The organism is Streptomyces sp. NPDC037301 (assembly GCF_055602785.1).
The window spans coordinates 1-23,637 of the sequence record NZ_JBVJWD010000006.1 but is presented as its reverse complement, the minus strand read 5'-3'; the positions used below and the strand labels follow the sequence as shown (position 1 = coordinate 23,637).

Annotated in this window: 20 protein-coding genes; 9 read left to right on the top strand and 11 right to left on the bottom strand. The window is 69.7% G+C overall.

The genetic code is table 11. The annotated features are described in order from the left end of the window. Nucleotides 1-40: 40 nt before the first annotated feature. The 6 genes from ACZ7IB_RS12375 to ACZ7IB_RS12350 form a co-directional block, all read right to left on the bottom strand. A complete protein-coding gene (locus tag ACZ7IB_RS12375) occupies nucleotides 41-2,098 on the bottom strand; it encodes a phosphocholine-specific phospholipase C (RefSeq protein ID WP_470911916.1) in 2,058 nt (685 codons plus the stop codon). Between the two features lie 241 nt (nucleotides 2,099-2,339). Then, complete coding sequence (locus ACZ7IB_RS12370; protein ID WP_470911913.1) at nucleotides 2,340-3,602, bottom strand: cytochrome P450 family protein; 1,263 nt, start codon at nucleotides 3,600-3,602, stop codon at nucleotides 2,340-2,342. Beyond that, entirely contained in the window at nucleotides 3,599-4,912 is a 1,314-nt protein-coding gene (locus ACZ7IB_RS12365; RefSeq protein ID WP_470911911.1) for a cytochrome P450, read from the bottom strand. The genes ACZ7IB_RS12370 and ACZ7IB_RS12365 overlap by 4 nt, the downstream gene beginning before the upstream one ends. A gap of 105 nt (nucleotides 4,913-5,017) precedes the next feature. Continuing rightward, the gene (locus ACZ7IB_RS12360) at nucleotides 5,018-5,842 is read right to left on the bottom strand and encodes an SAM-dependent methyltransferase (RefSeq protein ID WP_470911909.1); all 825 of its coding nucleotides are present in this window, start codon (nucleotides 5,840-5,842) and stop codon (nucleotides 5,018-5,020) included. A gap of 181 nt (nucleotides 5,843-6,023) precedes the next feature. Next, nucleotides 6,024-7,085: an alpha/beta hydrolase gene (locus ACZ7IB_RS12355; protein ID WP_470911907.1), complete on the bottom strand. Its 1,062-nt coding sequence runs from the start codon at nucleotides 7,083-7,085 to the stop codon at nucleotides 6,024-6,026. Between the two features lie 24 nt (nucleotides 7,086-7,109). Further along, entirely contained in the window at nucleotides 7,110-8,369 is a 1,260-nt protein-coding gene (locus ACZ7IB_RS12350; protein ID WP_470911906.1) for an esterase/lipase family protein, read from the bottom strand. A gap of 483 nt (nucleotides 8,370-8,852) precedes the next feature. On the opposite strand from ACZ7IB_RS12350, the gene ACZ7IB_RS12345 reads away from it, so the two are divergent. Continuing rightward, complete coding sequence (locus ACZ7IB_RS12345) at nucleotides 8,853-10,040, top strand: MarR family transcriptional regulator (protein WP_470911904.1); 1,188 nt, start codon at nucleotides 8,853-8,855, stop codon at nucleotides 10,038-10,040. A gap of 42 nt (nucleotides 10,041-10,082) precedes the next feature. On the opposite strand, the gene ACZ7IB_RS12340 is transcribed toward ACZ7IB_RS12345, so the two are convergent. Continuing rightward, complete coding sequence (locus ACZ7IB_RS12340; protein WP_470911902.1) at nucleotides 10,083-10,529, bottom strand: ATP-binding protein; 447 nt, start codon at nucleotides 10,527-10,529, stop codon at nucleotides 10,083-10,085. 364 nt (nucleotides 10,530-10,893) lie between these two features. Between ACZ7IB_RS12340 and ACZ7IB_RS12335 the strand changes: the two genes are divergently transcribed. Both ACZ7IB_RS12335 and ACZ7IB_RS12330 read left to right on the top strand, forming a co-directional pair. After that, a complete protein-coding gene (locus tag ACZ7IB_RS12335; RefSeq protein ID WP_470911900.1) occupies nucleotides 10,894-11,751 on the top strand; it encodes a helix-turn-helix domain-containing protein in 858 nt (285 codons plus the stop codon). Then, entirely contained in the window at nucleotides 11,748-11,933 is a 186-nt protein-coding gene (locus ACZ7IB_RS12330) for a DUF397 domain-containing protein (protein ID WP_266904782.1), read from the top strand. Before ACZ7IB_RS12335 ends, ACZ7IB_RS12330 begins: the two co-directional genes overlap by 4 nt. Before the next feature lie 156 nt (nucleotides 11,934-12,089). On the opposite strand, the gene ACZ7IB_RS12325 is transcribed toward ACZ7IB_RS12330, so the two are convergent. Beyond that, nucleotides 12,090-12,356, bottom strand: a complete 267-nt coding sequence (locus ACZ7IB_RS12325) for an SMI1/KNR4 family protein (protein ID WP_470911898.1) — start codon at nucleotides 12,354-12,356, stop codon at nucleotides 12,090-12,092. Between the two features lie 235 nt (nucleotides 12,357-12,591). Here ACZ7IB_RS12325 and ACZ7IB_RS12320 point away from each other — a divergent pair, with 235 nt between their 5' ends. The 3 genes from ACZ7IB_RS12320 to ACZ7IB_RS12310 all read left to right on the top strand — a co-directional run bounded on the left by ACZ7IB_RS12320 (nucleotide 12,592) and on the right by ACZ7IB_RS12310 (nucleotide 16,466). Then, the gene (locus ACZ7IB_RS12320; RefSeq protein WP_470912473.1) at nucleotides 12,592-14,220 is read left to right on the top strand and encodes an IS200/IS605 family accessory protein TnpB-related protein; all 1,629 of its coding nucleotides are present in this window, start codon (nucleotides 12,592-12,594) and stop codon (nucleotides 14,218-14,220) included. 35 nt (nucleotides 14,221-14,255) lie between these two features. Further along, complete coding sequence (locus ACZ7IB_RS12315; protein WP_470911896.1) at nucleotides 14,256-14,471, top strand: hypothetical protein; 216 nt, start codon at nucleotides 14,256-14,258, stop codon at nucleotides 14,469-14,471. Nucleotides 14,472-15,086: 615 nt separating this feature from the next. Then, nucleotides 15,087-16,466 carry a hypothetical protein gene (locus ACZ7IB_RS12310; RefSeq protein WP_470911893.1) on the top strand — a complete coding sequence of 460 codons (1,380 nt, stop codon included), beginning with the start codon at nucleotides 15,087-15,089 and terminating at the stop codon, nucleotides 16,464-16,466. A 27-nt stretch (nucleotides 16,467-16,493) separates the two neighbouring features. On the opposite strand, the gene ACZ7IB_RS12305 is transcribed toward ACZ7IB_RS12310, so the two are convergent. The 3 genes from ACZ7IB_RS12305 to ACZ7IB_RS12295 all read right to left on the bottom strand — a co-directional run bounded on the left by ACZ7IB_RS12305 (nucleotide 16,494) and on the right by ACZ7IB_RS12295 (nucleotide 19,972). After that, complete coding sequence (locus ACZ7IB_RS12305) at nucleotides 16,494-18,626, bottom strand: tetratricopeptide repeat protein (protein ID WP_470911890.1); 2,133 nt, start codon at nucleotides 18,624-18,626, stop codon at nucleotides 16,494-16,496. A gap of 156 nt (nucleotides 18,627-18,782) precedes the next feature. Further along, nucleotides 18,783-19,595, bottom strand: coding sequence for a maleylpyruvate isomerase family mycothiol-dependent enzyme (locus tag ACZ7IB_RS12300; protein WP_470911889.1), 813 nt, complete (start codon nucleotides 19,593-19,595; stop codon nucleotides 18,783-18,785). A gap of 218 nt (nucleotides 19,596-19,813) precedes the next feature. After that, nucleotides 19,814-19,972, bottom strand: coding sequence for a hypothetical protein (locus ACZ7IB_RS12295; protein WP_470911887.1), 159 nt, complete (start codon nucleotides 19,970-19,972; stop codon nucleotides 19,814-19,816). A 72-nt stretch (nucleotides 19,973-20,044) separates the two neighbouring features. On the opposite strand from ACZ7IB_RS12295, the gene ACZ7IB_RS12290 reads away from it, so the two are divergent. From ACZ7IB_RS12290 to ACZ7IB_RS12280, 3 genes are all read left to right on the top strand, one after another. Further along, the gene (locus ACZ7IB_RS12290) at nucleotides 20,045-20,773 is read left to right on the top strand and encodes a response regulator transcription factor (protein WP_470911886.1); all 729 of its coding nucleotides are present in this window, start codon (nucleotides 20,045-20,047) and stop codon (nucleotides 20,771-20,773) included. Then, nucleotides 20,751-22,844: an ATP-binding protein gene (locus ACZ7IB_RS12285; protein ID WP_470911884.1), complete on the top strand. Its 2,094-nt coding sequence runs from the start codon at nucleotides 20,751-20,753 to the stop codon at nucleotides 22,842-22,844. The genes ACZ7IB_RS12290 and ACZ7IB_RS12285 overlap by 23 nt, the downstream gene beginning before the upstream one ends. A 123-nt stretch (nucleotides 22,845-22,967) precedes the next feature. Further along, on the top strand, nucleotides 22,968-23,396 hold the full coding sequence (locus ACZ7IB_RS12280; RefSeq protein WP_470911881.1) for a hypothetical protein: 429 nt from the start codon (nucleotides 22,968-22,970) through the stop codon (nucleotides 23,394-23,396). Nucleotides 23,397-23,637: the final 241 nt, after the last annotated feature.

Here is a 23,637-nt window from a genome sequence, read left to right as displayed (position 1 = left end):
TGGGCACCCGCCCCCGCCCCGGCCCCGCCCGGACTGCGGTTCAGCCGGTGATCAGGGCCGGATCGCTCGTACCCGCCTCGCCCGTCTCGACGTGGCCGGCGAAGCGGCGCAGGAATGTGGTGTCCGTGTCGGAGACCACCGAGATGTCGTACCAGCGGCTGCTCCCCCGCAGGTCCACCGAGTGGGTAACGGTCGCGCCCGCGCGTACCGTGAACGTCTGGACCGATCCGGTGTATGCGTCACGAACCGTCAAATGAACGTCTCCGGAACCAGCTTGACGCATCGCCAGGTCAAGATGCCCGTTGGTGGCGTTGTGGCGGGCGGTCACCTCGGGCCCCGCCGCCTTGCCGGGTCCCTTGAAGGTGCGGAGGAAGCCGTTCGGACCGTAGACGCTGAGGTTGGTCACACCGCTCGAATAAGCCGTGTTCCAGGCGTCAAAGAGGCTCTTGCCCGCCTCGGTGGTGTACGTCCACGGTCCGTCGGTACGGTTGGCGGACGTCACCAGGAACTGCGCCCCGGCAGCGCCGCCACCGCTGAAGGTGAGGCCGTACTTTCCGGTGGCCGGGTTCGCCGAGCCGTCCACGAACGGCGCGTACGGGAGCGGCCGGGTGGGCCGGGAGCCCGGTTCCTGTTTCGGCATGCTGGCGACGGCGGGCGGCGCGGGCACGTAGTCGGGGTGCCGGTTGCGGTCCGGGGGCAGGTACCCGGCCGTGGAGGGCAGGGCGACCGGGGCGGTGTCCGTACGGCCGAAGTCGAAGGCGGAGGTGAGATCACCGCAGATGGCACGACGCCAGGGCGAGATGTTCGGTTCCTTCACCCCGAAGCGGCGTTCCATGAACCGGATGATCGAGGTGTGGTCGAAGACCTCGGAGCAGGAGAACCCTCCGGTGCTCCACGGCGAGACGACCAGCATCGGCACGCGCTGCCCCAGACCGTACGGGCCTGCGGCGTAACCTATTCTGCCCGCAAAGTAGTCGGCGGAGGTCGCCACGGTAGACAGCCCCTGCGCGGCCCCGGAGGGCGGGTACGGCGGCACGATGTGGTCGAAGAAGCCGTCGTTCTCGTCGTACGTGATGAACAGGGCGGTCCTCCCCCACACCTCCGGGTTGGACGTCAGCGCGTCCAGCACCTGCGCGATGTACCAGGCACCGTAGTTCGCGGGCCAGTTGGGGTGCTCGGTGAAGGCTTCCGGGGCGGCGATCCAGGAGATCTTCGGCAGGGACCCGGCCTTCACATCGGCCCGGAGCCTGTCGAAGAGCCCGTCGCCGTTCTTGGCGTCGGTCCCGGTGCGCGCCTTGTCGTAGAGGGGGTCGCCGGGCTTGGCATTGCGGTAATTGTTGAAGTAGAGCAGCGAGTTGTCACCGTAGTTCCCACGGTATGCGTCGCTGATCCAACCCCAGGACCCGGCGGCGTCGAGCCCGTCGCCGATGTCCTGATAGATCTTCCAGGAAACCCCGGCCTTCTCCAGCCGTTCGGGGTACGTCGTCCACCCGTACCCTGCCTCGTCGTTCCCGAGCACGGGGCCGCCGCCGGTGCCGTCGTTCCCGGTGTGTCCCGTCCACATGTAGTAGCGGTTGGGGTCCGTGGAGCCGATGAAGGAGCAGTGGTACGCGTCGCAGACGGTGAACGCGTCGGCGAGGGCGTAGTGGAACGGGATGTCCTCGCGGGTGAGGTAGGCCATCGTCGTCGCCGACTTGGCGGGGACCCACTGGTCGTACTTGCCCTTGTTGAACGCCCAGTGACTGCCCGCCCAGTCGTGGTTGAGGTCCTGGATGAACTGGAGCCCGAGGTTGTCGGCCACGGGCCGGAACGGCAGCACTTCCTTGATGCCGGACGACTGGTGCCACACCGGCTTTCCGCTGGGCAAGGTCACCGGACGCGGGTCGCCGAAGCCGCGTACACCCTTGAGCGTGCCGAAGTAGTGGTCGAACGAACGGTTCTCCTGCATCAGCACGACGATGTGCTCGACGTCCTCAAGGGTGCCGGTGGCACCCTTGGCCGGGAGGGAGGCGGCGCGGGCGATGCTGTTGGACAGCATGGTGAAGGCGGCAGTGCCTCCGGCGAGTTGCATGAAGCGGCGTCGGTCGAGTTCAGCCATGGGTGAGGACCTCTGTGGGGTGAGGAGGTATCGGGGCGCAAGCGACTGGAGTGTTCCAGAGTCCGCCGGGCTGCGAAAGAGCGACGTGGTGTGGGTACGGTGGCGCTCCGCCGAACAGCAGCCGACGAATGGGCGTGCGTGGCGGGCGCGGCCGCGGTGGCCTGTCCGGCCCCGATCCCCCGGACAGGCCGGAGGGCCGCCCGGACGGTTCGGGCGGCCCTCGGTGTCTCCTCGATACGCGTCAGCCGTGCAGCAGGACCGGGAACGCTTCCATGTCGTTCTGCGTCATCACCGGCAGCTTGCGGATCTCCTCGTCCGCAATGGCCGGCCGCAGTCCGGGGAAGCGCCGGAACAGTGCGGGCAGGGCAATGCCGGCCTCCACACGGGAGAGCGCCGCTCCGGGGCAGATGTGAGGGCCGTGACCGAAGGTCATGTGGCGGATCGGGGCCGGCCGGGTGATGTCGAAGGCATCGGCGTCCGGTCCGTGCTGCTCGATGTCGCGTCCGATGGCGCGGTAGGAGATCACCACGCCCTCGCCCTGCGCGATCACGTCGTCGCCCACCTGAATGTCCTCGGTGGCGAACCGCATCAGCAGATGGGTGGTGGGGGTGTCCCAGCGCAGCGTCTCCTCGATGACCGTCTCCCACGGGATCTCGCCGTCGAGAACCTTGCGCAACTGGTCGGGGTGGCTGAGCAGGGCCCGTACGGCATTCAGGATCAGCCCGATGGTGGTCTCGTGCCCAGCGGCCACCATCGCCTTGAGATTGCCCACCACCTCTTCCTCGGTGAGTGGCTCTCCGCCTTCTTCGGCGAGGATGAGCGCGCTGGTGAGGTCGTCGGCCGGCCGGGCGGTCCTCTCGCGTACGAGGGCGGCGTAGAAGACGTCCAACTCGGCCAGCAGCGCCAGGCGTTCCTCGTGCGGTGTGAGCATGGAGAAGAACGCCTTGTACCGCTTCGTCAGCATGGGGTGCTCGGCCTCGTCCACCCCCATCAGCATGCCGACGACCCGCATCGGCAACGGCTGCGCGAACACGGACTTGAGGTCGACCGCACCGCCCTTGTTCTTCTCGCTCTGCTCGGCGAGGGCATCGAGCAGTTCCTCGGTGAACTTCTCGATCTCCGGGCGTATCTCCTCCAGCCGGCGCGGTGTGAGTGCCTGGGAGGTCTTGGTACGCAGCCGTCGGTGCTCCGACCCGTCCACGGTGAACATGGAACGCCCGGCATCGATCATGCCGATCAGCGGCCAGGCGTGCGTGACCTCCCCGCGCTGCCAGAGTCCCCAGGCGTCGAGATCCTTCACCAGGCGGGGGTCGACGAGCAGTTGACGGGCCACGGCATGCCGGGTGATGGTCCAGGCCGGAACGCCGAGCAGTTCGATCCTGGCGAGCGGACCGGCGTCACGCAGCCGCGCCGTCTCACCGTCGAGATCCTGGACCAGCGGGTCGATGACGACGACCCCGCCACGCGAAGTGGCCTCTTGGGCAGCAGCGTGCGGGCAGTTCAAGCGAAGTCTCCTGTCGGACGTGCGGGGGTGAACCGGACGGGCAGCGCAGTCATCCCCCGCAGGAAGGCGGACTGTCGCCGGACGAGCTCCTGCGCCGGCACGGACAGCTCCAGGTCGGGCAGCCGGTCGAGCAGCACTTCGATGCCGGTACGGGCGGCGATCTCTGCGATCTCCTGGGCGGGGAAGGGACAGCGGTATTCGCCGTGGCTGAACGCCAGATGCGCGCTGTTGCCTCCCTGGCCGGAGATCCCCGCCGTGGTCGAGAGATGCTGCCGGATGTGCGGATCGGTGTTGGCGGCGCCCAGACCGAGCAGCACCATGTCACCGGCGCGGATGCTCCTGCCGCCCAGCCGGGTGTCACGGACCGCCCAGCGACCGGCGAGGATCTGCGTCGGACCCTCCTCCCAGAGCACCTCGTTCATGACCTCGGCGACACTGTGCCGTCCGCCGGAGAGCGCGACTGCGAACTGATCGTCGGTGAGCATCAGCCGCAGCGAGTTGCCGATCCAGTCGGCGGTGGTGAGGTGCCCTGCGGCCGTGATGGCCATCAGGTCGAGCACGTACTCCTCATCGGTGAACTCGCCGGGGTATGCCAGCATCCGGGAGGTCACATCGTTCCCGGGCACGGCCTGCCGGGCCGCCAACAGCCGCTGCATGTGCTCCCCGAACCGCAGATGAGCCTCCTGCGCACCCGGTCCGCCGTCGGCGAGATCCCTCAGAACGCCGGCGATCAGCGCCCCGTCCTCATCGGGGAAGCCGAGCAGACGGGCGAGGACGAGTACGGGGAGCGGTACGGCGAAATCGGCGATCAGATCGGCCGTACCGCTTTCACAGAACCCGTCGACGAGCCGGTCGGCCAACTGCTCGCAGTCTCCCCGGAGTTCGAATGGCTCGACCTCTTCCAGGGCCTGCCCCACCATCGCGGCGTGACGCCGGTGCTCGGCCCCCGCTGTGAAGTAGATGGACGGCATGGGCCGGCCGATCATCGGCAACAGCGGCCAGTCCTCCGGGATGTGCTCCCACTGATTCCACAGTCCGACGTCCCTGGGGAACAACTCGCCGTCACTGGTCACCTGGTGGAGTTCGCGGTACCCGATGACCAGCCAGGCAGGAAACCCGCCGGGCAGCTCGACGGGCACAACGGGCCCGTGTTCGCTTCGCATGGCGCGGTAGACGAGATGGGGTTCGGTGTGGAACTCGGGACCGCTGAGCCGTACGGCGGACGCGACGGCGCTCGCTGGGCAACCTCCGCCAGGCGCCGACACGGAAACGGACGAGCGCTCGGGCACACCGGATGCGGGCATCGTCATCGTGCGGACTCTCCTGTGCCGAAGGCTTCGCGCGTTGTGGTCGGACGATCAACGCGGCTTCACTATAGGTTTCACGTGCGGCCCGACGCCGACAGCGCCTGCGCGTCACTCCTTGACGCCGATTCCACCGAAGGCATCGACGTCGGCGGGCACGCTCGCGCTGTCGGCGTCGGGCCGCCACTCACTGAGCCGGACGAAGCCGGGGTCGAGGATCCGCAGCCCGTCGAAGAGCGTGACGATCTCGCCGGGCTCGCGGACGTAGTACGGCACCGCGCCGCTCTCGATGTATGCCTTCTCCGCGGCGATCATGCCCTCGCTGGTACGCGTCCCGTCGTACACCACGAGGTGGCTGCCGGACGGCAGGCCCGCCATCAGCCGGCCCACCACTTCACGGGCCCGCGAGAAGTCGCCCGCGTGACCGAGTATGCCGAGCAGCATCAGGGCCACAGGCCGGTCGAAGTCGAGTGTCTTCGCGGCCTCGGCAAGGATGACGTCCGGCTCGTAGAGGTCGGCATCGATGTAGTTCGTGACACCCTCGGGTGAGCTGGTGAGCAGCGCACGGGCGTGCGCCAGCACGAGCGGGTCGTTGTCCACGTACACGATGCGTGACTCGGGGGCGATGTCCTGGGCCACCTGGTGGGTGTTGTCGGCAGTGGGCAGACCGGTCCCGATGTCCAGGAACTGCCGGACTCCCCGATCCTCCACCAGGTGACTCACCGAGCGGCGCAGAAACTGCCGCCCCGCTACCGCTACGTCGACAAGGCCCGGGAAGAACGTCTTGATCTGGTCACCGATCTCACGGTCGACCTCGTAGTTGTCCTTGCCGCCGACGAAGTAGTTCCAGAAGCGGGCGGAGTGCGGCCTGGTGGTGTCGATCCGATCCGACACCGGCGTGGCAGGCAGGGTGACGGATGACTGCTGCTCGCTCATGGAGACCTCCGGACGCGAAAGTGATCAAGCTATGGCCTCAACCTACCTGGGCATCAGGAGAGTTATGGGCATATGCGTTTTCGCCAACGTCCCGCGGCATCAGTCGGGCCAACCCACCCACCTCGGCGAGCAGCTCACACGGCGGCTGATCCAGGTCCTCGCGGGGGACAGCCCGGCCGCTTCACCGGCCCGCGGTGAGGGTGTCGAGGAGGGCGGCGGTGAACTCCTTGGGTTTGTCGATGTGGACGGCGTGGCCGGCGTCGGGGATGGCGGTTTCGCGTACGGAGCCCCCCGTGGCGGCGTAGTGATCGAGTGCGTGGCGGGTCTGGGCGACCATGGGTTGGGCCGGGCAGTGTTCGGCGCCGGGCCAGCCGGGGACGACGCCCAGTGCACCGAGGTGGGCGAGGTCGAAGAGCGAGGTGTCGGAGACGATGAGGTCGTCGGTGCCGCGGATCCAGCCGATGGGCGGTTTGGGGTCGATCCGGTGCAGGTCGTCGATACGGAAGTGGGTGGGGGCCATGGCGTTGAGGACACCTCGGCGGCCGGGGGCGGTGCCGGGCCAGTGGTCGCTGGGACGGGTGTCGCCGGGGTAATGGTCGTCACCGGTGCGGGTGGAGAGCATGGCGTCGACGAAGGTGTCCTCGAATGCGGGGCGGAGCGGCGGTTTGACGTAGCTGGAGGCAAGGACGGCGCGGGGGGAGAGTGGCGAGTCCTCGCTGCGGTCGCCTTCTTTGAGGCGCTGGACGAATTCGGGGTTGACGGTTCCTGCGCCGGAGCCCGCGCCGTCGGGGTGGTTGAGTCGGCCGTCGGGACCGTGGGTGCCGCCGAAGCCGTAGGGGGAGACGGGGTTGACGAGGGTGAGGCTGCGGACGGCGGTGGGGTGATCGCGGAGGTGTTGGAGGGCGATGCCGCCGCCCATGCTCCAGCCGACGAGGTGGACGCGGTCGAGGGCGAGGGCGTCACAGAGGGCGGTGAGGTCGTCGCTGTAGTCCCGGACGCCGCGGGTGGCGTCGACGGAGAGGGAGTCGGTGTCGCCGAAGCCGCGGAGGTCGACGGCGAGGGGGCGGTAGGCGTGCGGCAGGTCGAGCATGGTCTGCTGCCAGAAGGTGGCGGCGGAGACGTTGCCGTGGACGAAGAGGACGGGTTCGCCGGTCCGGCCGGGGAGTTCGAGGAGGTTGAGGGTGAGCCGGGGGGTGGTGATCCGTCGAGCGTGGATGCCGGGGAGGAGTGCGGGCGAGGTCATGGTCCGTCCTTGGGAGTGGCAGGGTCAGCCGAGCCAGGCGGCGATCTGGGCGCCGGCGGAGGAGTGCCAGCCGAGTTGGAGGTGGTTGGCGGTGGAGATGAGGGCGGTGCCGGCGACGTTGGCGATGCCGGTGCGGTCGAGAGCACTGTCGACGAAGACCACGCCGTCGCTGGGTCCGCGGTTCTCGTTGTAGATGCCGAGGACGCTCGGGGATCCGCCGGCGAGGAGGTAGGTGGCGACGGAGCCGGGGATGCCTGCCTTGTGGAGGGGGGTGATCAGGGAGCCGGCGTCGATGGCGGTCTGGATGCCGGTGCCGGAGGTATAGAAGCCCTGGCCACCGTGGTAGGTGGTGTACCAGTCCTGTTGGGTCATGTCGATGCCGTAGGTGGCGTCCCAGCGGGCGAGCATCTGGCGCTGTCCGGGATAGACGTCGTAGCCGTCGGTGGGGGCGAAGGCGAATTCCGGGTGGGCGGTGTAGGTGCCGTAGCAGGTCATGTAGAGGTGGGGCGAAGGGGCGTTGACGCTGCCGCCGCACTGGGGCCAGATGCTGAAGTCATGGGCCCAGCCGTGGGCATAGGGGTAGTCGTAGCCGCCGTTGGGGCCGCCGAGGGTGATGAGGCGGCGTACGTCTCCGGCATAGGGGCGTCCCCAGGTGGGGCGCAGTGAGGAGACGTAGGCTCGGGTGGACATCTCCCCCTTGCTCCAGCCGACGAGGTCCACCTGACTGACGCCGAGCCGGTCCTTGATGACGGCGATGGCGTCGCCGACCTGCTGGGCCTGCATCAGGTTGTCGCCCTGCTTATGGGCGAAGTTGACGGCGAAGACACGGTAGCCGCGGGCAGCGAGGTACTGCATGAGTCCGGTGCTGGGGCAGGAGACGGCACCGCAGCCGTAGCCACCGGCTTCGCCGGGGTTGGCCCAGGCGCGGTCGGCGTTGTCGTTGGCGCCGTGGACGAGGAGGACGGGGGTCTGGTGACTTCCGCTGTTCCAGCCGGGGGCGGAGTAGAGGAGGAAGCGGCCGGAATGGGGCTGCTTGACGCCGCCGAAGAAGGTGCGTCGCTGACCGTCCTGGTCGCCACGGCCGTCCTGGGGGTACTGCTCGGCATGGAAACCGCTGGTGGTGTCGAGGTAGCGATCGACGTGATCCCAGCCGTTGGCGACGGTGGTGTAGGTGGCTTCGAGGGTGAGGTAGCTGGGTGGGGCGGCGTGGGCCTGTGTGGTGGCTGCTCCGAGGCTCAGCAGTGTGAGAAGCAGGCCGAGCAGGGTGCTCGTTGCTCTGCGCATTGCGGCTCTCCCGTCCGGGGTGGGCTCGGTGGTCCGAATCCGCCACGGTAGGGCGGTGCGGGGGACCTTCCCATGGAGTGGGCAGCCATAGGTGCGGGGCGCAGGGGTGTGTCGTGTCGCCATGTGCCGGGTCCCGAAACCCGGGTCTCGAAACCCGAGTTGCAGCACGACCCTCCTCACTCTTTCGTGGGTACGCAGCAGGCTCTTCGGCCGAGTCCTGAGCTTCGGGATCCGGGCGCCGGGACACGAACGGCAGGACCCGGGCGCCGGGATCCGAGTGCCTTCTTTGACCGGCGGGTCATAGGGGGGTGGGAACCCCCCTGACCTCCCCGCCCCGTAACGGCGAGCAAGTACGACTAATCGTGACCGGCTTGCGACGCGTCGTCGCACCTGCTTACGGTGCCGCCACAACAAAACGACCCCGACGCGGTGTTACGAGCACCATGCCGGGGTCTCACCCCAAGATCGAAGGACCCCGATCTCGTGGCTACCGAGAACCTTAGCGCCGCCCTGCCCGCGCCCGCATCCTCACCCCCGTGCCGTATGGCCAAGCCCGGTTACGGCAAGCGATGCGTACCGGACCAACGCCGTCCCCACGCCGATGACTTCGCGCTGCTGCCCGCTCGCGAGGGCCATATCGCCGGATTCATCGACCGCCTGCCCGAAGGCGCCGCGATGAGCGTGAAGACGCTCGCGAAGCAGCTCCCGCTCTACGGCCAGCAGGCCGTCAGCACCGCCCTGACCGCCCTGTCGGTGGCCGGTCATCTGCGTCGAGTACGGCGCCGGGTCGGCGAGGGCGAGCAGGTCCGCTGGGTCTTCCGGACCTTCTGGACCCGCGCCGCGCACGACAACGAGTGGTGGGCCGCCTACCTCGCGGCCGAAGCGGGCCAGGGCATCGTCCCGGCGGAGATCCAGGAGTTCGCAGCCGAGGCAGCAGCTACGGCCCCGCCGCCACCTTGGGTCCCGGACGAGACCCTGTCTCCGGCACCTGCTGCGGAGCCCGTACGCGGCGACGCGCCACAGCCCGCGCCGCCGACCGCCGTCGATGCCCTGTCCCCGTCGCTCTTCCCGCCCGCACCCGTCCGGCCCGCCCGCGTTCCGGCCGTCGTACCGCAGCAACGGAGTGCCACTCCCCCGCAGACACAGCCGACACCCACACAGTCCCCGGCGCCCTCCTCGGCCCCGGGCCCGGAGCGCCCCTCCGCCGCCTATCTGGCGCTGGCCCAACTCGGCCGCACCGAACCGCGCCTGGCACTTTCCGCAGCCGACTGCACGGTGTTGGAGGAGCTGGCCGCGGGCTGGCTGGCGCGGGGCGTGGCCCCGGACTACCTCGTCCGGTCCCTCGTCGCCGGGCTGCCGGGCGAGGTCAACTCACCGCTGGGCTTCGTCCGCCGCAGGCTCCGCGACAAGATGCCACCTCGCCTGCCCGCCACTGCCGCCCCCACCGCCCAGGCTGCTCATACCCCCCGCGTGATGATGGAGTGCACCCAGTGCGGTGTCCCCGGCCGCCCGGAAGCACTCCCCGACGGCCTCTGCCGCGCCTGCCGCCGACCCGCTTCGGAGCCGGATACGCCCCCGGCCCCGATGACCGGCCACGTCACCGCACCCGTCACAGAACGCGATGTACACGGTCTCGTCGCCGAGCTCCGCGGCATGCTCAAGTCCCCCTGAACCGGCCAGGAAATGGGCAAGCACAGCCCCCTGCCTGCGCCCTCAGCAGAGCACTTCGGCCCACACGCACTTGGTGCAGGCATCGAGAACCGCGCATCCCCAGCGGCTCGCGTACGCCTCGACGAGCAGCAGACCGCGCCCGGTCTCGTCGACCGGATCGCAGGGCTTCGGAGCTGTAGCCGGGAGGAGGCGTTCGGGACGGGTGTCGGTCACCTCGATACGGACGGCCTCGGGCAACAACCGCAGCGTCAGCCGGAAGTCGCGGCCCTGCAGACGCCCATGGGTGATCGCGTTGGACGCGAGCTCCGCCGTGACGAGTGCGACGGCCTGCGCAGCGGCCGAGTCGTGCGGAACTCCGCGCCACTCGGTCAGTTGCTGGACTGCGAGGGTACGGGCGAGTCGTGCACCGCGGCGGGTGCTGCTGAGCCGCAACGTGAACTCGGTTGCCGGACGGGATGGTTCGGCCAGTTGGTTGTTCGATGGTTTCACCTCGTCATGATTTCCCCGTAAGACGCCTCCGACCAGGGATTACTCCCGTACGGCAGACAGGGGTACGGAGAGCAGGACCCCGGGGCGGAACGTTGTACGGACGTCACACCGGGCCGGGCCCGTATCGCTGATGCCAGACAGTTCCCGCTCGGGAAGGTGTCGGGGCAGTGCGTTCCGCTGACCACCGGGCCCGCGACCCCTGGGCATGTTCACCGTCCGCGCCAGACTGCACGCAGGCCGTCGGACTCCGTACGCTCAGTCAGCGTACGGGCACGTTCGGTGGACAGCATGACGGCCGTTCCGTCACCCTGGGTGAGTTGAGCGCGGAAAGTTCGCGCGCGCATGCACCTGGAGGTGGCCGCGTATGACGACCGACAACGCCGTTGTGGCAGGGGCTGATCGGGAGGAGCGGGAACCCGACCCCTCGGACAGTCTGCGGACTTTCGGGGCCGTCGTCCAGGCCCTCCGCGAACACGCCGGGCTCAGCCGGACCGACTTCGGCACGCACGTGAGGTTCTCCAAACACACCGTGGAGTCGGTGGAGTTGGGGCGCCGCATGCCGGATGACGCGTTCGTGGAGCGGGCGGAGGAGGCACTCGGCAACACGGGCGCGCTGAGAAAAGCTGCAGCCCATCTGACGCGCGGCGAGCCGGGACTGGCGGCCTGGTTCCGCAGGTGGGCGCGGCTGGAGAAGGTTGCGGTGAGCCTGTGCACGTACGAGTGCAGGCTGGTGCCGGGGTTGTTGCAGTCGGACGCGTATGCGCGGGCGGTGTTCGAGGGCACGATTCCGTTGCTGACGGATCAGCAGCTGGAAGCCCAGCTCGCAGCGCGGCTGGAGAGGCAGAAGATGATGCACGAACGACCTACCGTCCCGTTCAGCTTCATCGTGGAAGAGCATGTCCTCCGGCGCAGGTTCGGCGGTCCGGAGCAGATGCGGGACATGCTCGATCGCGTACTGGAGCTCAGCGCGCCGCGCAATGTGACGCTGCAAGTGGTGCCGTTGGAGGCTGGGTTACACGCGTGCCTGGACGGGCCGGTGCGCCTGCTGGAAACGCCGGAAGGGCGCCGCCTCGGGTATTCCGAGGGACAGCAGAACGGACGGCTGATCACCGATCCGAAAGAGGTGAGTCTCCTCCACCAGCGCTATGACACACTGCGTTCGCAGGCCCTGAACCCCAAGGAATCGCGGGGTCTGTTGGAGCGACTGCGAGGAGAGCTATGAGTACGACGGAACTCGCCTGGTTCAAGTCCAGCTACAGCGGCAGCCAGGGCGACGACTGCGTGGAGGTCGCTGTCGCCGAGCAGGCCGTCCATGTCCGGGACTCCAAGGACCTGAGCCGCCCAGCGTTCGCGGTCGGACGCGAGGGCTGGGGCCGGTTCGTACGGTACGCGGCGGATCACTGACGACACGTGCGGCCGGCCCGGTCCACACATGGACCGGGCCGGCCGACATCAGGCCTAAGCAGCGAGCCAGCCGAGGATGTCGGCTCCGCAGCTGACGCCCCAAGCGACGACAGAATCAGGTCCGGCATCGACCCCGTCCGGTCCTCCTTCGGACTCCTACATGTGCCGCATGTTGGCTGTCTCGGCCGCCATGCCGTCGAGGTCTGGGCTGTCGGCCGGCTGCGTGCTCGCTTCGGGGGTCACGACGCTCAGCGCGCCGTCGATGCCGCCGACTCCGTACGTGCTCATGAAGGCGATGTAGTCGGAGGGGAAGCCGACTCCCCAAGCCCGCCGGATCGCATCCCAGTCCACCTGCTCATCGGCCCCGTCATGTGGCGGCATTACCACCGTGAGTGCGGCGAGAACTGTTCCTTGAGACGGCATGTCCCCTCCAGTGTTGTGCATCGTCGGATGCAAGGTATCCGGCGCCACCGACATCGAGTTTCGAGGGTTGTGAGCTGCTGTCGGTTTGCTGAGCTGAAGTGCGTTGTAGTGAGCAGGAGTGAGTCCTGTCGGCGGGTTCACCGAGCGGGAACGGAAGTTCTAGGATCGAATGGGTGACCTTGGCGTCTATTGCTCGTTGGGCAGGTGGCAGGTGTCCAGTCTGGGGGGTGTTGTGGTGGGTGGTGTGCGGGAGTTGGCCGCGCCCTTCGTGGTGCCCGGGCCTTGCGGGGTGGCGGTCCGGGACCGTCTCAAGCACCTCACGCCCCAAGACGAGAAGGTTCTGCGTGCGGTCGGTGAGCATCAGGGCCGTCTGGCTTCCCGTGATCTCAGGGCCCGGTGTGCGGATGGTCTGGAGCACAGCGCGGACACCTGGGCGTCGCGCAAGCGGGACCTGACCGCACAGTCATCGTCGAGGATCGCCGGTGCGATCACCAAGGCCACGCACGATCAGTGGGCGTTGGCGCGCCGTTGCCAGGCCGCGCACATCCGGACGCTGGAAGCCGGGATCGGGACGCTGCGGCACCGCCTGTCCCTCCCCATCGGCGCGCCGGGAACGAAGCGGGCAGCCGGTGGCTACCGCTCCAAAGGCGAGTGGTTCCACAAGTCCCGCCGCCTCGCGGCGCTGGAAGCCCGGCACGCCGCCGCCGTCTCCGACCGGCAGGCCGGACGCGTCCGGGTCGTGCGGGGCGGCAAACGCCTCCTCAACACCCGCCACCACCTCACCCAGGCCCGGCTGACCGAAGACCAGTGGCGGGATCGCTGGGAGGCGGAACGCTGGTTCATCGCCGCCGACGGCGAGTCCGGGAAACGGTTCGGGAACGAGACCATCCGCGTCACCCCGGACGGCGAGGTCAGCATCAAACTGCCCGCCCCGCTCGCACACCTGGCCAACGCCAAACACGGCCGGTACACCCTCACCTCGACCGCGGCGTTTGCGCACCGGGGTCAGGAGTGGGCCGACCGCACCGAAGCGAACCGGGCCGTCGCCTACCGCATCCACCTCGACACTGACCGTTGCCGCTGGTACCTCACCGCGTCCTGGCAACGCCCCGTCGTCCAGACCATCCCGCTGGAGACGGCCCGCGCCCGGGGCATGATCGGCGTCGACACCAACGCCGACCACTTCGCCGCCTACCACCTCGACCCGCATGGCAACCCCATCGGCGAGCCCCGGCGGTTCTTCTACGACCTGTCCGGCACCACTGCTCACCGCGACGCCCAGATCCGCCACGCACTGACCCGCCTGATCAACTGGGCCAAGCGGTGCAGCGTGCCCGCGATCGCCATCGAAGACCTCGACTTCACCACCGAGAAGACCCGCGAGAAACACGGCCGCAAGAAGCGGTTCCGGAGGCTCATCTCCGGTATTCCGACCGGAAAGCTCAAGGCCCGACTGGTCTCCATGGCCGCCGAACAGGGCCTGAGCATTGTCGCGGTCGACCCCGCCTACACCAGCATGTGGGGTGCCCAGCACTGGCAGAAACCACTGGCCACCCCCAAGCGAAAGATGTCCCGTCACGATGCCGCCGGCATCGCGATCGGACGACGCGCCCTCGGACACCCGGTCCGGCGTCGGACGGCACCGCCCCCACACGACCGGAGCGATCGTGCGGGGCATCGGACCGTCCAGGCCGGACCAGGTGACCGGGGGCGTGAGGGAACCCGCCCACCCGCAACGGATCACGCCCCCAGAGACGTGCCGCCGAACGGGACGAGAAAGCGGCAACCCAGCGCATCCAACACCGTTCGGGATGCGCCCAGCACGCAGCAGTGGGTCCAGGACCCACTCATGCACACTGGCTAGGAACGGTCCATCTTCAGTCCGGGGTGATGGTCGCCGTGAGCTATGCGTTCACGACGGGGGCGCTGCTCTGTCTGTACGCCGTCCGGTCCGAGCCCTCGGCCCTGGTCGAGCAGACGGTCTATCTGTCGGCGTCCGCTCTGGCGGGGATCGGACGGTTCGCGCTGCTGCGGGTCGTCGTCTTCGGCGACCGGAAGCAGACCCAGTCGCGCGATGACTCGCTGAGCAAGGCTGCGGTGGCGATGGCTGCGTGAGGGGTGGCGCCCGGGGGCGTCCCGTCGGATGCGCGTCGCTCCGTCGCCCTCTGTCAGCTCTGCTCCGCCCCCTTGGTCGGCGCGATGGGTCGCGCTGGTTGACTATCGTGGCCGGTCGCGTGGGCGGCATGGGTCCCACGGGTGGGCCGGGGCGGATGAGGGGCGTACGGATGGAGAACGGGCGGGCCGGGTGGGTGCGGGTGCCGGTGGGGGATGATGCGGCGCGGTGGGCGACCCGGGGAAAGTGTCTGCGGGTCCTCGTCGTCGTGCACAACGTGACCGCCGCGACCCGGCTGCTCGACGTGCTCCCCCTGTTCGACGACGACTGGCGCGTCCAGCTGCTGGTGACCTGTCCGGGCTCGTCGGCGTTCGCAGCCGGCACGGCCGAGTTGCTGGCCGACACCGGGGTGCCGGTCCTGCCGTGGGAACAGGCGGCCGAGACAGCGGCGGACCTGGTCGTCTCCGCCAGTTTTGGCGGCCAACTGGACGTTCTTTCCGGGAAGTTGGCGATCCTGTCGCACGGTGTTGGATACACTAAGAGGCTGGCAACACCGGACACCGGACACCGGACACCGGACACCGGACACCGGGTCGGGGGCGGGGGCGGGGGCGGCGGTGCCTGCGCCCGTTTTCGGGCTTGCGCCGGAGTGGCTTCTGTCGCAGGGCGCCCCTGTCGCGGACGCGCTCGTCCTCTCCCATCCCGAGCAGTACGAACGGTTGCGTATCGCCTGTCCCGAGGCAGCGCCGACAGCCGTACTCGCCGGGGATCCCTGCTTCGACCGGATACTCGCCGCCCGTCCCTATCGCGAACGCTTCCGCCGTGCGTTGGGAGTGCGACCTGGGCAGCAGCTGGTCCTGCTGAATTCGACCTGGAACTCCGAGTCGCTCTTCGGTGATGGCGGGGGCGGCGGTGACGTCGTGGCTGGGCTGCTGGATCGAGTCGCTGCCGAGTTCCCCGTGGACGAGTACCGGTTCGCCGCCGTGCTGCACCCGAACATCTGGCACGGCCATGGGCCCGGTCAGATCCGCGCCTGGCTCGATCGCGCGCGGCGCGGCGGGCTGGCGCTGATCGATCCGCTGAAGGGGTGGCGGCAGGCTCTGCTGGCCGCCGATGCCGTGATCGGGGACCACGGTTCCGTCACCTACTACGCTGCCGCCCTCGGCACTCCTGTGCTCCTGGGGGCCGCGCCGCTCGACGCCCTCGATCCCGATGCGCCGATCTCCGCGTTCATGCGGGAGGCGCCGCGGCTCGATCCCGACGTATCACTGTCGGCGCAGATCGAGAGACTCATAGGCTGTCACCGGCCGTTGTCGGGGCCTGCCGGGTTCACCACCTCCGTGCCGGGTGAATCAGCGGTCCGGTTGCGCAGGCTCTTCTACTCGATGATGGGTGCGCCGGAGCCCGGTTGGCCGGCTTCGCTGAAGCCTCTCCCGCTGCCCGACTACGAGGTCGGAGCGGTCACTGTCCCCTTGCACGTTCTGTCGCGGGTACTCGGGCCGGGTGAGGTCGCGGTCAGCCGTCGGGCGGGCCCGCTGCCGAGGGCGGGCTCGGATCGCGGCTGGGAATTGCATGTCGCCGTGCACGAGGACACCCGTGACGTGGACCAGTTGGATCTGGCCGATGTCATCTTCCGGGACGGGGCCCCGGACGATCCGCGTTTCGGATCCCCCTCGATCTGGACTGCCGAGATACTCCGGCGCCATCAGGGCTGTTCCCTTGCCGCCTATGTGACCGGGCCGTCCGCGTGTGTGGTCCGAGTGCGTGACGAAGAGCCGATCCGGGTGGTGGCGGTACCCAGTACCGATGCGGGGGACGTGTCCGGTGTGGACCCCGCCGCGTACGCCTCCGCCCTGTACGCCTGGCTGGCCACCGGCAGCCCCGACGCGGCCGCAGCCGACAAACGGCTCGCGGAAGCGATGGCCGACGGGCTCTCCGTGCGGACAGGTACTCGGCTTCACCGCGTGCGGGTTGATCCTCTGACGCCCCCGGAGTGACGGGGATGCCAGAGGCGGGAAGAGGGTTTACGGGGTGACGCAGCGTTCTCTCATGCGTCGCAGATGCGACAGGTGGTACTCCGCGCGCTGGCCGTCGAGCGTTGTGATCGCCTCGTCGATCAGCGGCAGTGCCGCTTCGGTGTCCTCCTCGTCCAACCAGGTCTCGGCCAGATCGGTGAGCGTCCGGGCCGTGTTGTACGTATCGCCGCTCGCCCGGAAGTGGCGCAGTGCGGTCTCCAGCCTCTCGCGGGCCTCCCCGCCTTGTCCGAGCCCGCGCAAAGCTCGGCCGCGATGGCGTTCCAACAGGGCCTGGGCACGCGGCAGGTCGGCGGTTCCCTCGTCGTGTGCGCCCATCGTGTTCAGGATGACGCCCGCTTCGTCGAAGCACTCGTAGGCCTCCTGGTAACGCCACTGATGCAGCCTGAGCAGTCCCAGGAACTCCACGGCAGAGGCGTGGCCTCGCTTGTGGGCGGCCGACTCCTCGGCCCGCGCTGCCGCCAGTGTCTCCGTCTCCGCTTCCTCCCAACGCCCTAACTCGGTCAGTGAGTGCGCCAGTTGGGCGTGGAGCGCTCCGGCATCGAGGCTTTCCGGGAGATGGGCGTCGGCGAGACGCGCTCCGATGCGCAGCGCCGGCAGCAGCATCTCGTGGTGTCCCGCCTTGAGCTGCAGCGGCCACAGGGATCGGCTCGTGCGTACGGCGGTGTCCGGGTCGCCGGACTCCTCGGCGCAACGAACGGCTTCGACCAGGTTGCCCAGCTCCGCGAGCAGCGCGTCGAGGGCGGCGCCCCGGTCCGCGTACCTCTGCCCGATCCGGTCCTCGACGGGTGCCGGGACGCGCCAGCTCTCCGGGAGGGCCTGGTGAGCCGCCGATGCCGCCAGGTCCGCATATGCGTGGAGCGTGCGGGTGAGAACCGCGGAGCAGGCCGCGATTCCGTCCTCGCGGATCGCTGTCGCCTCGGCGTGTGCACGGACCCCGGGGCGGTAGTGGTAGCGGCCGTTGTCGGTGCCGCTCCGGCTGCGTTCCAGGAGCATCCTGTCGGCGAGATCCGCCAGGAGTTGTGCCGTGACCGCCGGGTCCTGGCCGGTGGCCGGTCCGGCCGTCGCGGCGTCGAAGGCGGGCCAGTTGCGCAGCGCCATCAGCCGGTACAACTTGGCGGATTCCGGCGTCAGGAGCTGGTAGTTGTCCTCCGCCGCCCCTTGTACCGGATCGCTGTCCGGTACGGCCTGACGCGGTGGAAGCGTGGGGGCACAGAGCCGGTCCGCCGCGGCGCGCAGGGCGTACGGCGATCCGCCGCATCGTGCGAGCAGCGCAGGCAGCGTGGCGCGGGCCGCGGCGACGGTGGATTTGTCGGTGATATCGGTGAGCAGACGCACGGCGTCCCTGTCCGTGAGCGGACCGACGGGAACCCGTACGGCGTCGAGGCCGGGGAACGGGGTCCGGGCGACGACGATCGTGAACACCCCGGGCGCCGACGTGAGGAACGGCCGGACCTGCGCTGCGGAGTGCGCGTGATCGAGCACGACCAGGAGTTTGCGGTCCGCTGCGCAATGGCGGAAGAACTCACCGAGCCGGTCGGTGGCGGTCGGCATCTCTTCGTCCCGCGCGCCCAGTTGGCGAAGCAGTGTGCGCAGTACGGTTCCGACGTCGCGTGCGCTCCCGGCGCCCCCGCCGCCGAGGTCGGCATAGATCTGGCCGTCCGGGAAGAGCCGGGTCGGCTGGGATCCGAAGTGCACGGCGAGCGTGCTGGAACCCATGCCGTCCGGGCCGTGCACCAGGGCGAGCCGGGGCCTTCCGTCCGCGCGGCGGGTTGCCTCTCGCTGGAGTTGCTTCATCGCTTCCTTGCGGTCCGTGAAGAACCTTATGGAGGCGGGGAGGTGTGACTGCGCGGCTCGAACCGGATTCGGTCCTCCGTGCACTCTGGACGCGAACGCGCTCCACGAGGCCGCGAGTTGCGGGTTCGTACGGATCTGCTCGTAGACCATGTGGGCCACGTCGTCCCGTTCCTGGGGGGCGACGGGCGCGGGGACCTCCCGGCCGACGATTCTCCGTACGACGCCGCCGGTCGACTCCCAGGCCCACTTGCCGGCCTCGTTGGCCATCCCCGAACCAACTGCGCCGAGTACCGCCGAAATCGCCGCCACCGAAGTGGGATCGAGCATGTCGCGCACTCCTCGTTCCCGGTGTTCCGCGCGGTGCGCCCTCCCCGGCACCGCCGCTTCCACCGTCCGGATCAACGTTAGCGTCAGACGGGTCGATATCCCTTGGACATGGCAATGATGATCGTCCTGGCCCGACGCCGGAAATCCGCCCGCCCCTCAGGGCGCCTTGAACAGCTCCGGGAAGCGGGGAGCGAGCCAGGGCTTGCGGCCCCAGGCGAGGACACGGCCGCGGGCCATGGCTCCCCATGGGTTGCACCGGCCGAGCGCCATCAGGAGGAAGGTGACCGGCTCGATGAGGATGGTGCAGTCCGGGCGGGTGGGCGGCTGCGGGGTGACGGATACGACGCCGTCGGTGAAGGTGACGCCGAAGCGGGCTCCGCCCCACAGGCGGATCGTGTAGCGGGCGGTCAGCCGGGCGATCGCAGCGGCATCGGTCACCCGGGGCATCGCCGTGATCATGAACGGCAGCGACAGCTCGACGCGGGTGCGGTCGAGCATGTGCGGGCGGCCCACCGCACGGGCGAGGTCGTAACCATGGCCGAGCATGTGTGTCAGCAGGTACGAGCCCAGCACCGCCTTGCTCATCGGGCCCAACGGGGTGACCACGTTGGCGTCCGTCGTGCACCGGTCCACCGCCGTGAGGTACGCGTCCGCGTGCGTCACGATCATCTCGGCCAGCGGACCGGCGTCCCGCTCCCCGAAGCCGGCGAGCGCGCGCTCATTGGCTTCGGCCAGACTCTGCGGCGTTCCGTCGCCGTAGCTGCGTTCCTTCCCGGCCGCGATGTCGGCCATCAGCTCGTTGGCCTGCGCCAGATGCGCTGCCGCCTGCCCGAGGGTCCATTCCGAGCCGGGCACCGGAACGCCCGTGTCGGCAACCCCGTGCAGCACCGCGGCGATCTCCTCGGCGGTGGCGCGTATCGCCTCGCCGAGCCCTTCGGGCAGCGTGTCTCGTACATCGTGTCCGGTCACTGATTCCACGTTTCTTCCCGCCTCGACCACGTCTGTGCGCCGGATGTGCGCAGCCCGGCCGCGGACCTCGTCACGGATCACCCACGGTGCCCGCGGTACACAAGACCAGGTGGCGGGGCCTGCGACAAGAGCCGGAGCACCAGAATCGGAACCATCGGCCTCCCCCGTGCCGGAACGCGCGATCTGCGCAGGGCTGCTCGGTGGCGCACAGTCCTGCGCTACCGCCCTGCCCGCCCGTCCGCGTCGGCGAAAAGGGCGGAGCGGAGCAGAATGACGGCACAGGCACCGGCCACCCGGGAGACGGCGGAACCGTCGCTGCCGGAATGCTGGTCGTGCGCCGAGCCGACACCCGCCACCGCGAGCAGCCGGCCGGCCACGAGCCCCTTGTGGCGCAACCCGGCTGTCCGGCGCCACGAGGGGCCTGGGTGAACTCATCTACGATCGTCCGCGTGTGCGCAAACGTCATAGTCGCCGAAGACGACGAGAAGCAGGCCGAACTTGTACGCCGCTATCTGGAACACGAGGGTCACGCGGTCACGGTCGTCGGGGACGGCCTGGCGGCCCTCGCCGAGGTCCGGCACCGGGAGCCCGATCTGCTGGTGCTCGATGTGATGATGCCGCGGGCCGACGGTCTGGACGTGGTACGTGTGCTGCGCGCCGAGCACCGGGAGCTGCCGGTGCTGATGCTGACGGCCCGCAGCACGGAGGACGATCTGCTGCTGGGTCTGGAACTCGGTGCGGACGACTATGTGACGAAGCCGTACAGCCCGCGTGAGTTGATGGCGCGCGTACGGACGCTGCTTCGTCGCACCCGGCGGGTTGCGGCAGGTGTCGATCCCGCCGCGGATGTGGTACTGACGGTGGGTGCGCTCGTGGTCGATCCGGTCCGGCACGAGGTGTCGGTCGAGGGCCGGTTCGTGGAGTGCACGCCCGGTGAGTTCCGGATTCTCGCCGCCATGGCGGCCGAGCCCGAGCGGGTCTTCACCCGGCAGCGGCTCCTGGAGGAGCTGCACGGCTTCGACCGGTACATCAGCTTTCGCACCGTCGACGTGCACATCATGAACCTGCGTAAGAAGATCGAGCCCGCACCGCGTCGGCCGGCCCGGCTGATCACCGTCTTCGGTGTCGGCTACAAGCTGACGGACCCGGCGAGGAATGCTTCGCGTGCGTCGTCGTAGCCGGGCGCGTGGTGTGCCCCTTCGACGTGAGCAGCGGGCGCGGCTGCCGCTCCGCAAGAGTCTGTTCGGCCGTCTGTTGGCGGTATCGGCGCTGGTGGCGGCGTGTTCGGTGGCCGCCACGGCCTGGCTTGCCGTACAGACCACCTCCGGCGCCATCAAGCAGGAACAGGGTCAGAATCTCACCGCGGACGCCCGGATCTACAACACCCTGCTCGGATACGCGGCGACCCACCCGACCTGGGACGGCGTCGACAGCACCGTGCGCGACCTGGCGCGGCAGTCCGGTCGGCGGATCGCCCTCACCACCGAGCAGCGCCGGCCACTCGCCGATTCCGCCACACGGCCGTCCCCGCCCGCGCTGCCGCCCGAGGCATCGGCGATCGTGGATCCGCTGTCCGTGGACACGGCGCTGTCCCAGACGGTGGGCCGGGCCGGCGTCACGGCCGACCGTGTCGACCCGCGCGCGGTCGGTCCGTTCCAGCTGCCCGCGGCCGAGCGTACGGCGTTGCAGCGTGCCGCCGACCGGAGTGTGGCGTGCCTGAATCGGTCCGGGGTTGCGGCGGATGTCGTCCGGGGCCCGAGTGGGCGTCCGCGCATCGAGGTCGTGGGCAACGATCCCGACCGGGTGCAGGGCACCAGGTGCGCATCCGACAAATTGGATGAACCGACAGCGACCGAGCGAAAGGCGCTGGGGGCGCTCAATCAGCTCGCCGATGCCTGCCTGAAACGTCAGGGCCGCACGGGCGTACAGCTCAATCTGGACCTGTCCTGGGGCGGCGGTCCCGAGCCGATGCCCAGCGCCGGTGTCTCCACCCCGTCGCCCGCTCCCGCGCCGAGCGTCCGCACCGGCGACGACGACCGGGCCACCGCATCCTGCGTGGGCACGGCCCGCCGTGAGCAGCTCAGTTCCTATGTCGCCTCGCCCGCACTGCTGTTCATCGGCGACGAGGGCGGCACGACCGTGCCCGGCTTCGACCTCTCCCCGGCGAACACCGCAAAGATCGCGGGTGCCGCGGCGCTCGTCCTGGCGCTCACGGTCGGAGCCACCGTGCTGGCCGGGGCCCGGCTCGTACGGCCGCTGCACGCCCTCACCGGTGCGGCACAACGGATGCGGGACGGGGAGGACTCCGCGCCGGTGCTGGTCACCGACGACAACGAGATCGGGCGGCTCGCCGCGGCCTTCAACGACATGTCGGCCCACCGCGCCCGCCTCGAAGGACAGCGCAAGGACATGGTCAGCGACGTCGCCCACGAACTGCGCACCCCGCTGAGCAATATCCGCGGCTGGCTGGAGGCAGCGCAGGACGGTCTGGCGGAGCCCGACCCGGCGTTCATCTCCTCGCTCCACACGGAGGCCGTTCAGCTGCAGCACATCATCGACGATCTCCAGGATCTGGCCGCGGCCGACGCGGGTGCGCTGCGGTTGCACCCCGAGCCGGTACGCGTCGAGGACGTTCTGAGCCAGGTCGCCGCGGCCCACCAGGCAGGAGCGGAGACGGCTGGAGTCACGTTGGCCGTCCTCACGGCGACGGCCGGCGCTTCCGGTCCCGAGCTGACTGCCGATCCGGTCCGGCTGCGTCAGGCCATCGGCAACCTCGTCTCCAACGCGGTGCGTCACACTCCGGCCGGTGGAAATGTCACATTGCATGCGTACGGCTCCGAGTGCGCAGACCTGGTCGTGGTGGACGTCACGGATACGGGCGGCGGCATCTCGGCCGAGGATCTGCCCCATGTCTTCGACCGCTTCTGGCGCGCGGAGAAGTCCCGCAGCCGCCGCACCGGCGGCAGCGGGCTGGGCCTGGCGATCGTACGGAAACTCGTCGAGGCCCACGGCGGCTCGGTGAGTGCGATGAGCGTCGAGGGGCAGGGTTCGGTGTTCACGCTCCGGCTGCCGGCAGATCCTGCGCAGACGGGGTCGGATGAATGCGGAGAGGCTGGTGGGTCGGGCGAGTCCCAAGGAGCCTCGACGAGCGTGTCGGGGAGCACGGCAGGCGGCTGCGAGCGCGGCAGCGGCGCGGGCGGACCCGAGCGTGCCGTGGGCGGCCGTGGAAGCGGTGCGGGCCAGGCCTGATGCGATGACCACAGCGATCTGACAGTTTCTTCATAACTTCACGCCAGCCTGTCGGCATGCCTTGCGCCCGGTGCTAACCGGCTTCCGGGCACACCGAGGCCGACCTGGAATGGAGCCATGCCCATGCCCCACCGTCTGTCCCTGCGTACCGCCGTCCTTGCCGCTGTCGCGGCCGGCGCGGTACTCGTCCCGTCGACCGCGGCCTTCGCCGACAGCACGCCCGCACCGAAGCCGTCCGTCGAGCGGTCCGCCTCAGCCGCCCCGGCCGGTGTCACCGGCGCGCCCCCGCGGGGCTCGGAGCCGTCGGTTGCGCCCCGTGGCGGTGTTGCCGCGGGCGACAGTCCCGCCCCGGCCGTGGTCGAGCCTTCGGCCGCGGGCGAGCGTCCCGCTGCCGCCGCTCCGCGCGGTGGCGTCGCCGCGGGCGAGCGACCGGCCGGGACCTCGGGTGACAGCACCACCGCCCTTGCCGGGTCGGCCGCAGCCGCCCTTCTGGTCGCGGGAGCGGGAACGGTCGTGCTGCGCCGCCGCTCCGCCGCTCAGCAGGGCCGCTGAAACTGCCGACGCGTCAGTCATGTCACGGCAACTCACATGCACGGCCATTTGACCGCGCACGACAACTGACCGTGCACAGCGGTTGACCTTCTCTCGTGGCGGGGGGGGGGGGGGGGGGGGGGGGGGGGGGGGGGGGTGGGGCCCCCCCCCCCCCCCCCCCCCAAAAAAGGGGGGGGGGGGGGGGGTCGCCTCGCGGTTCGCCGATGGGCACAGGGGGGGTGGGGGGGGGGGGGGGAGGGAA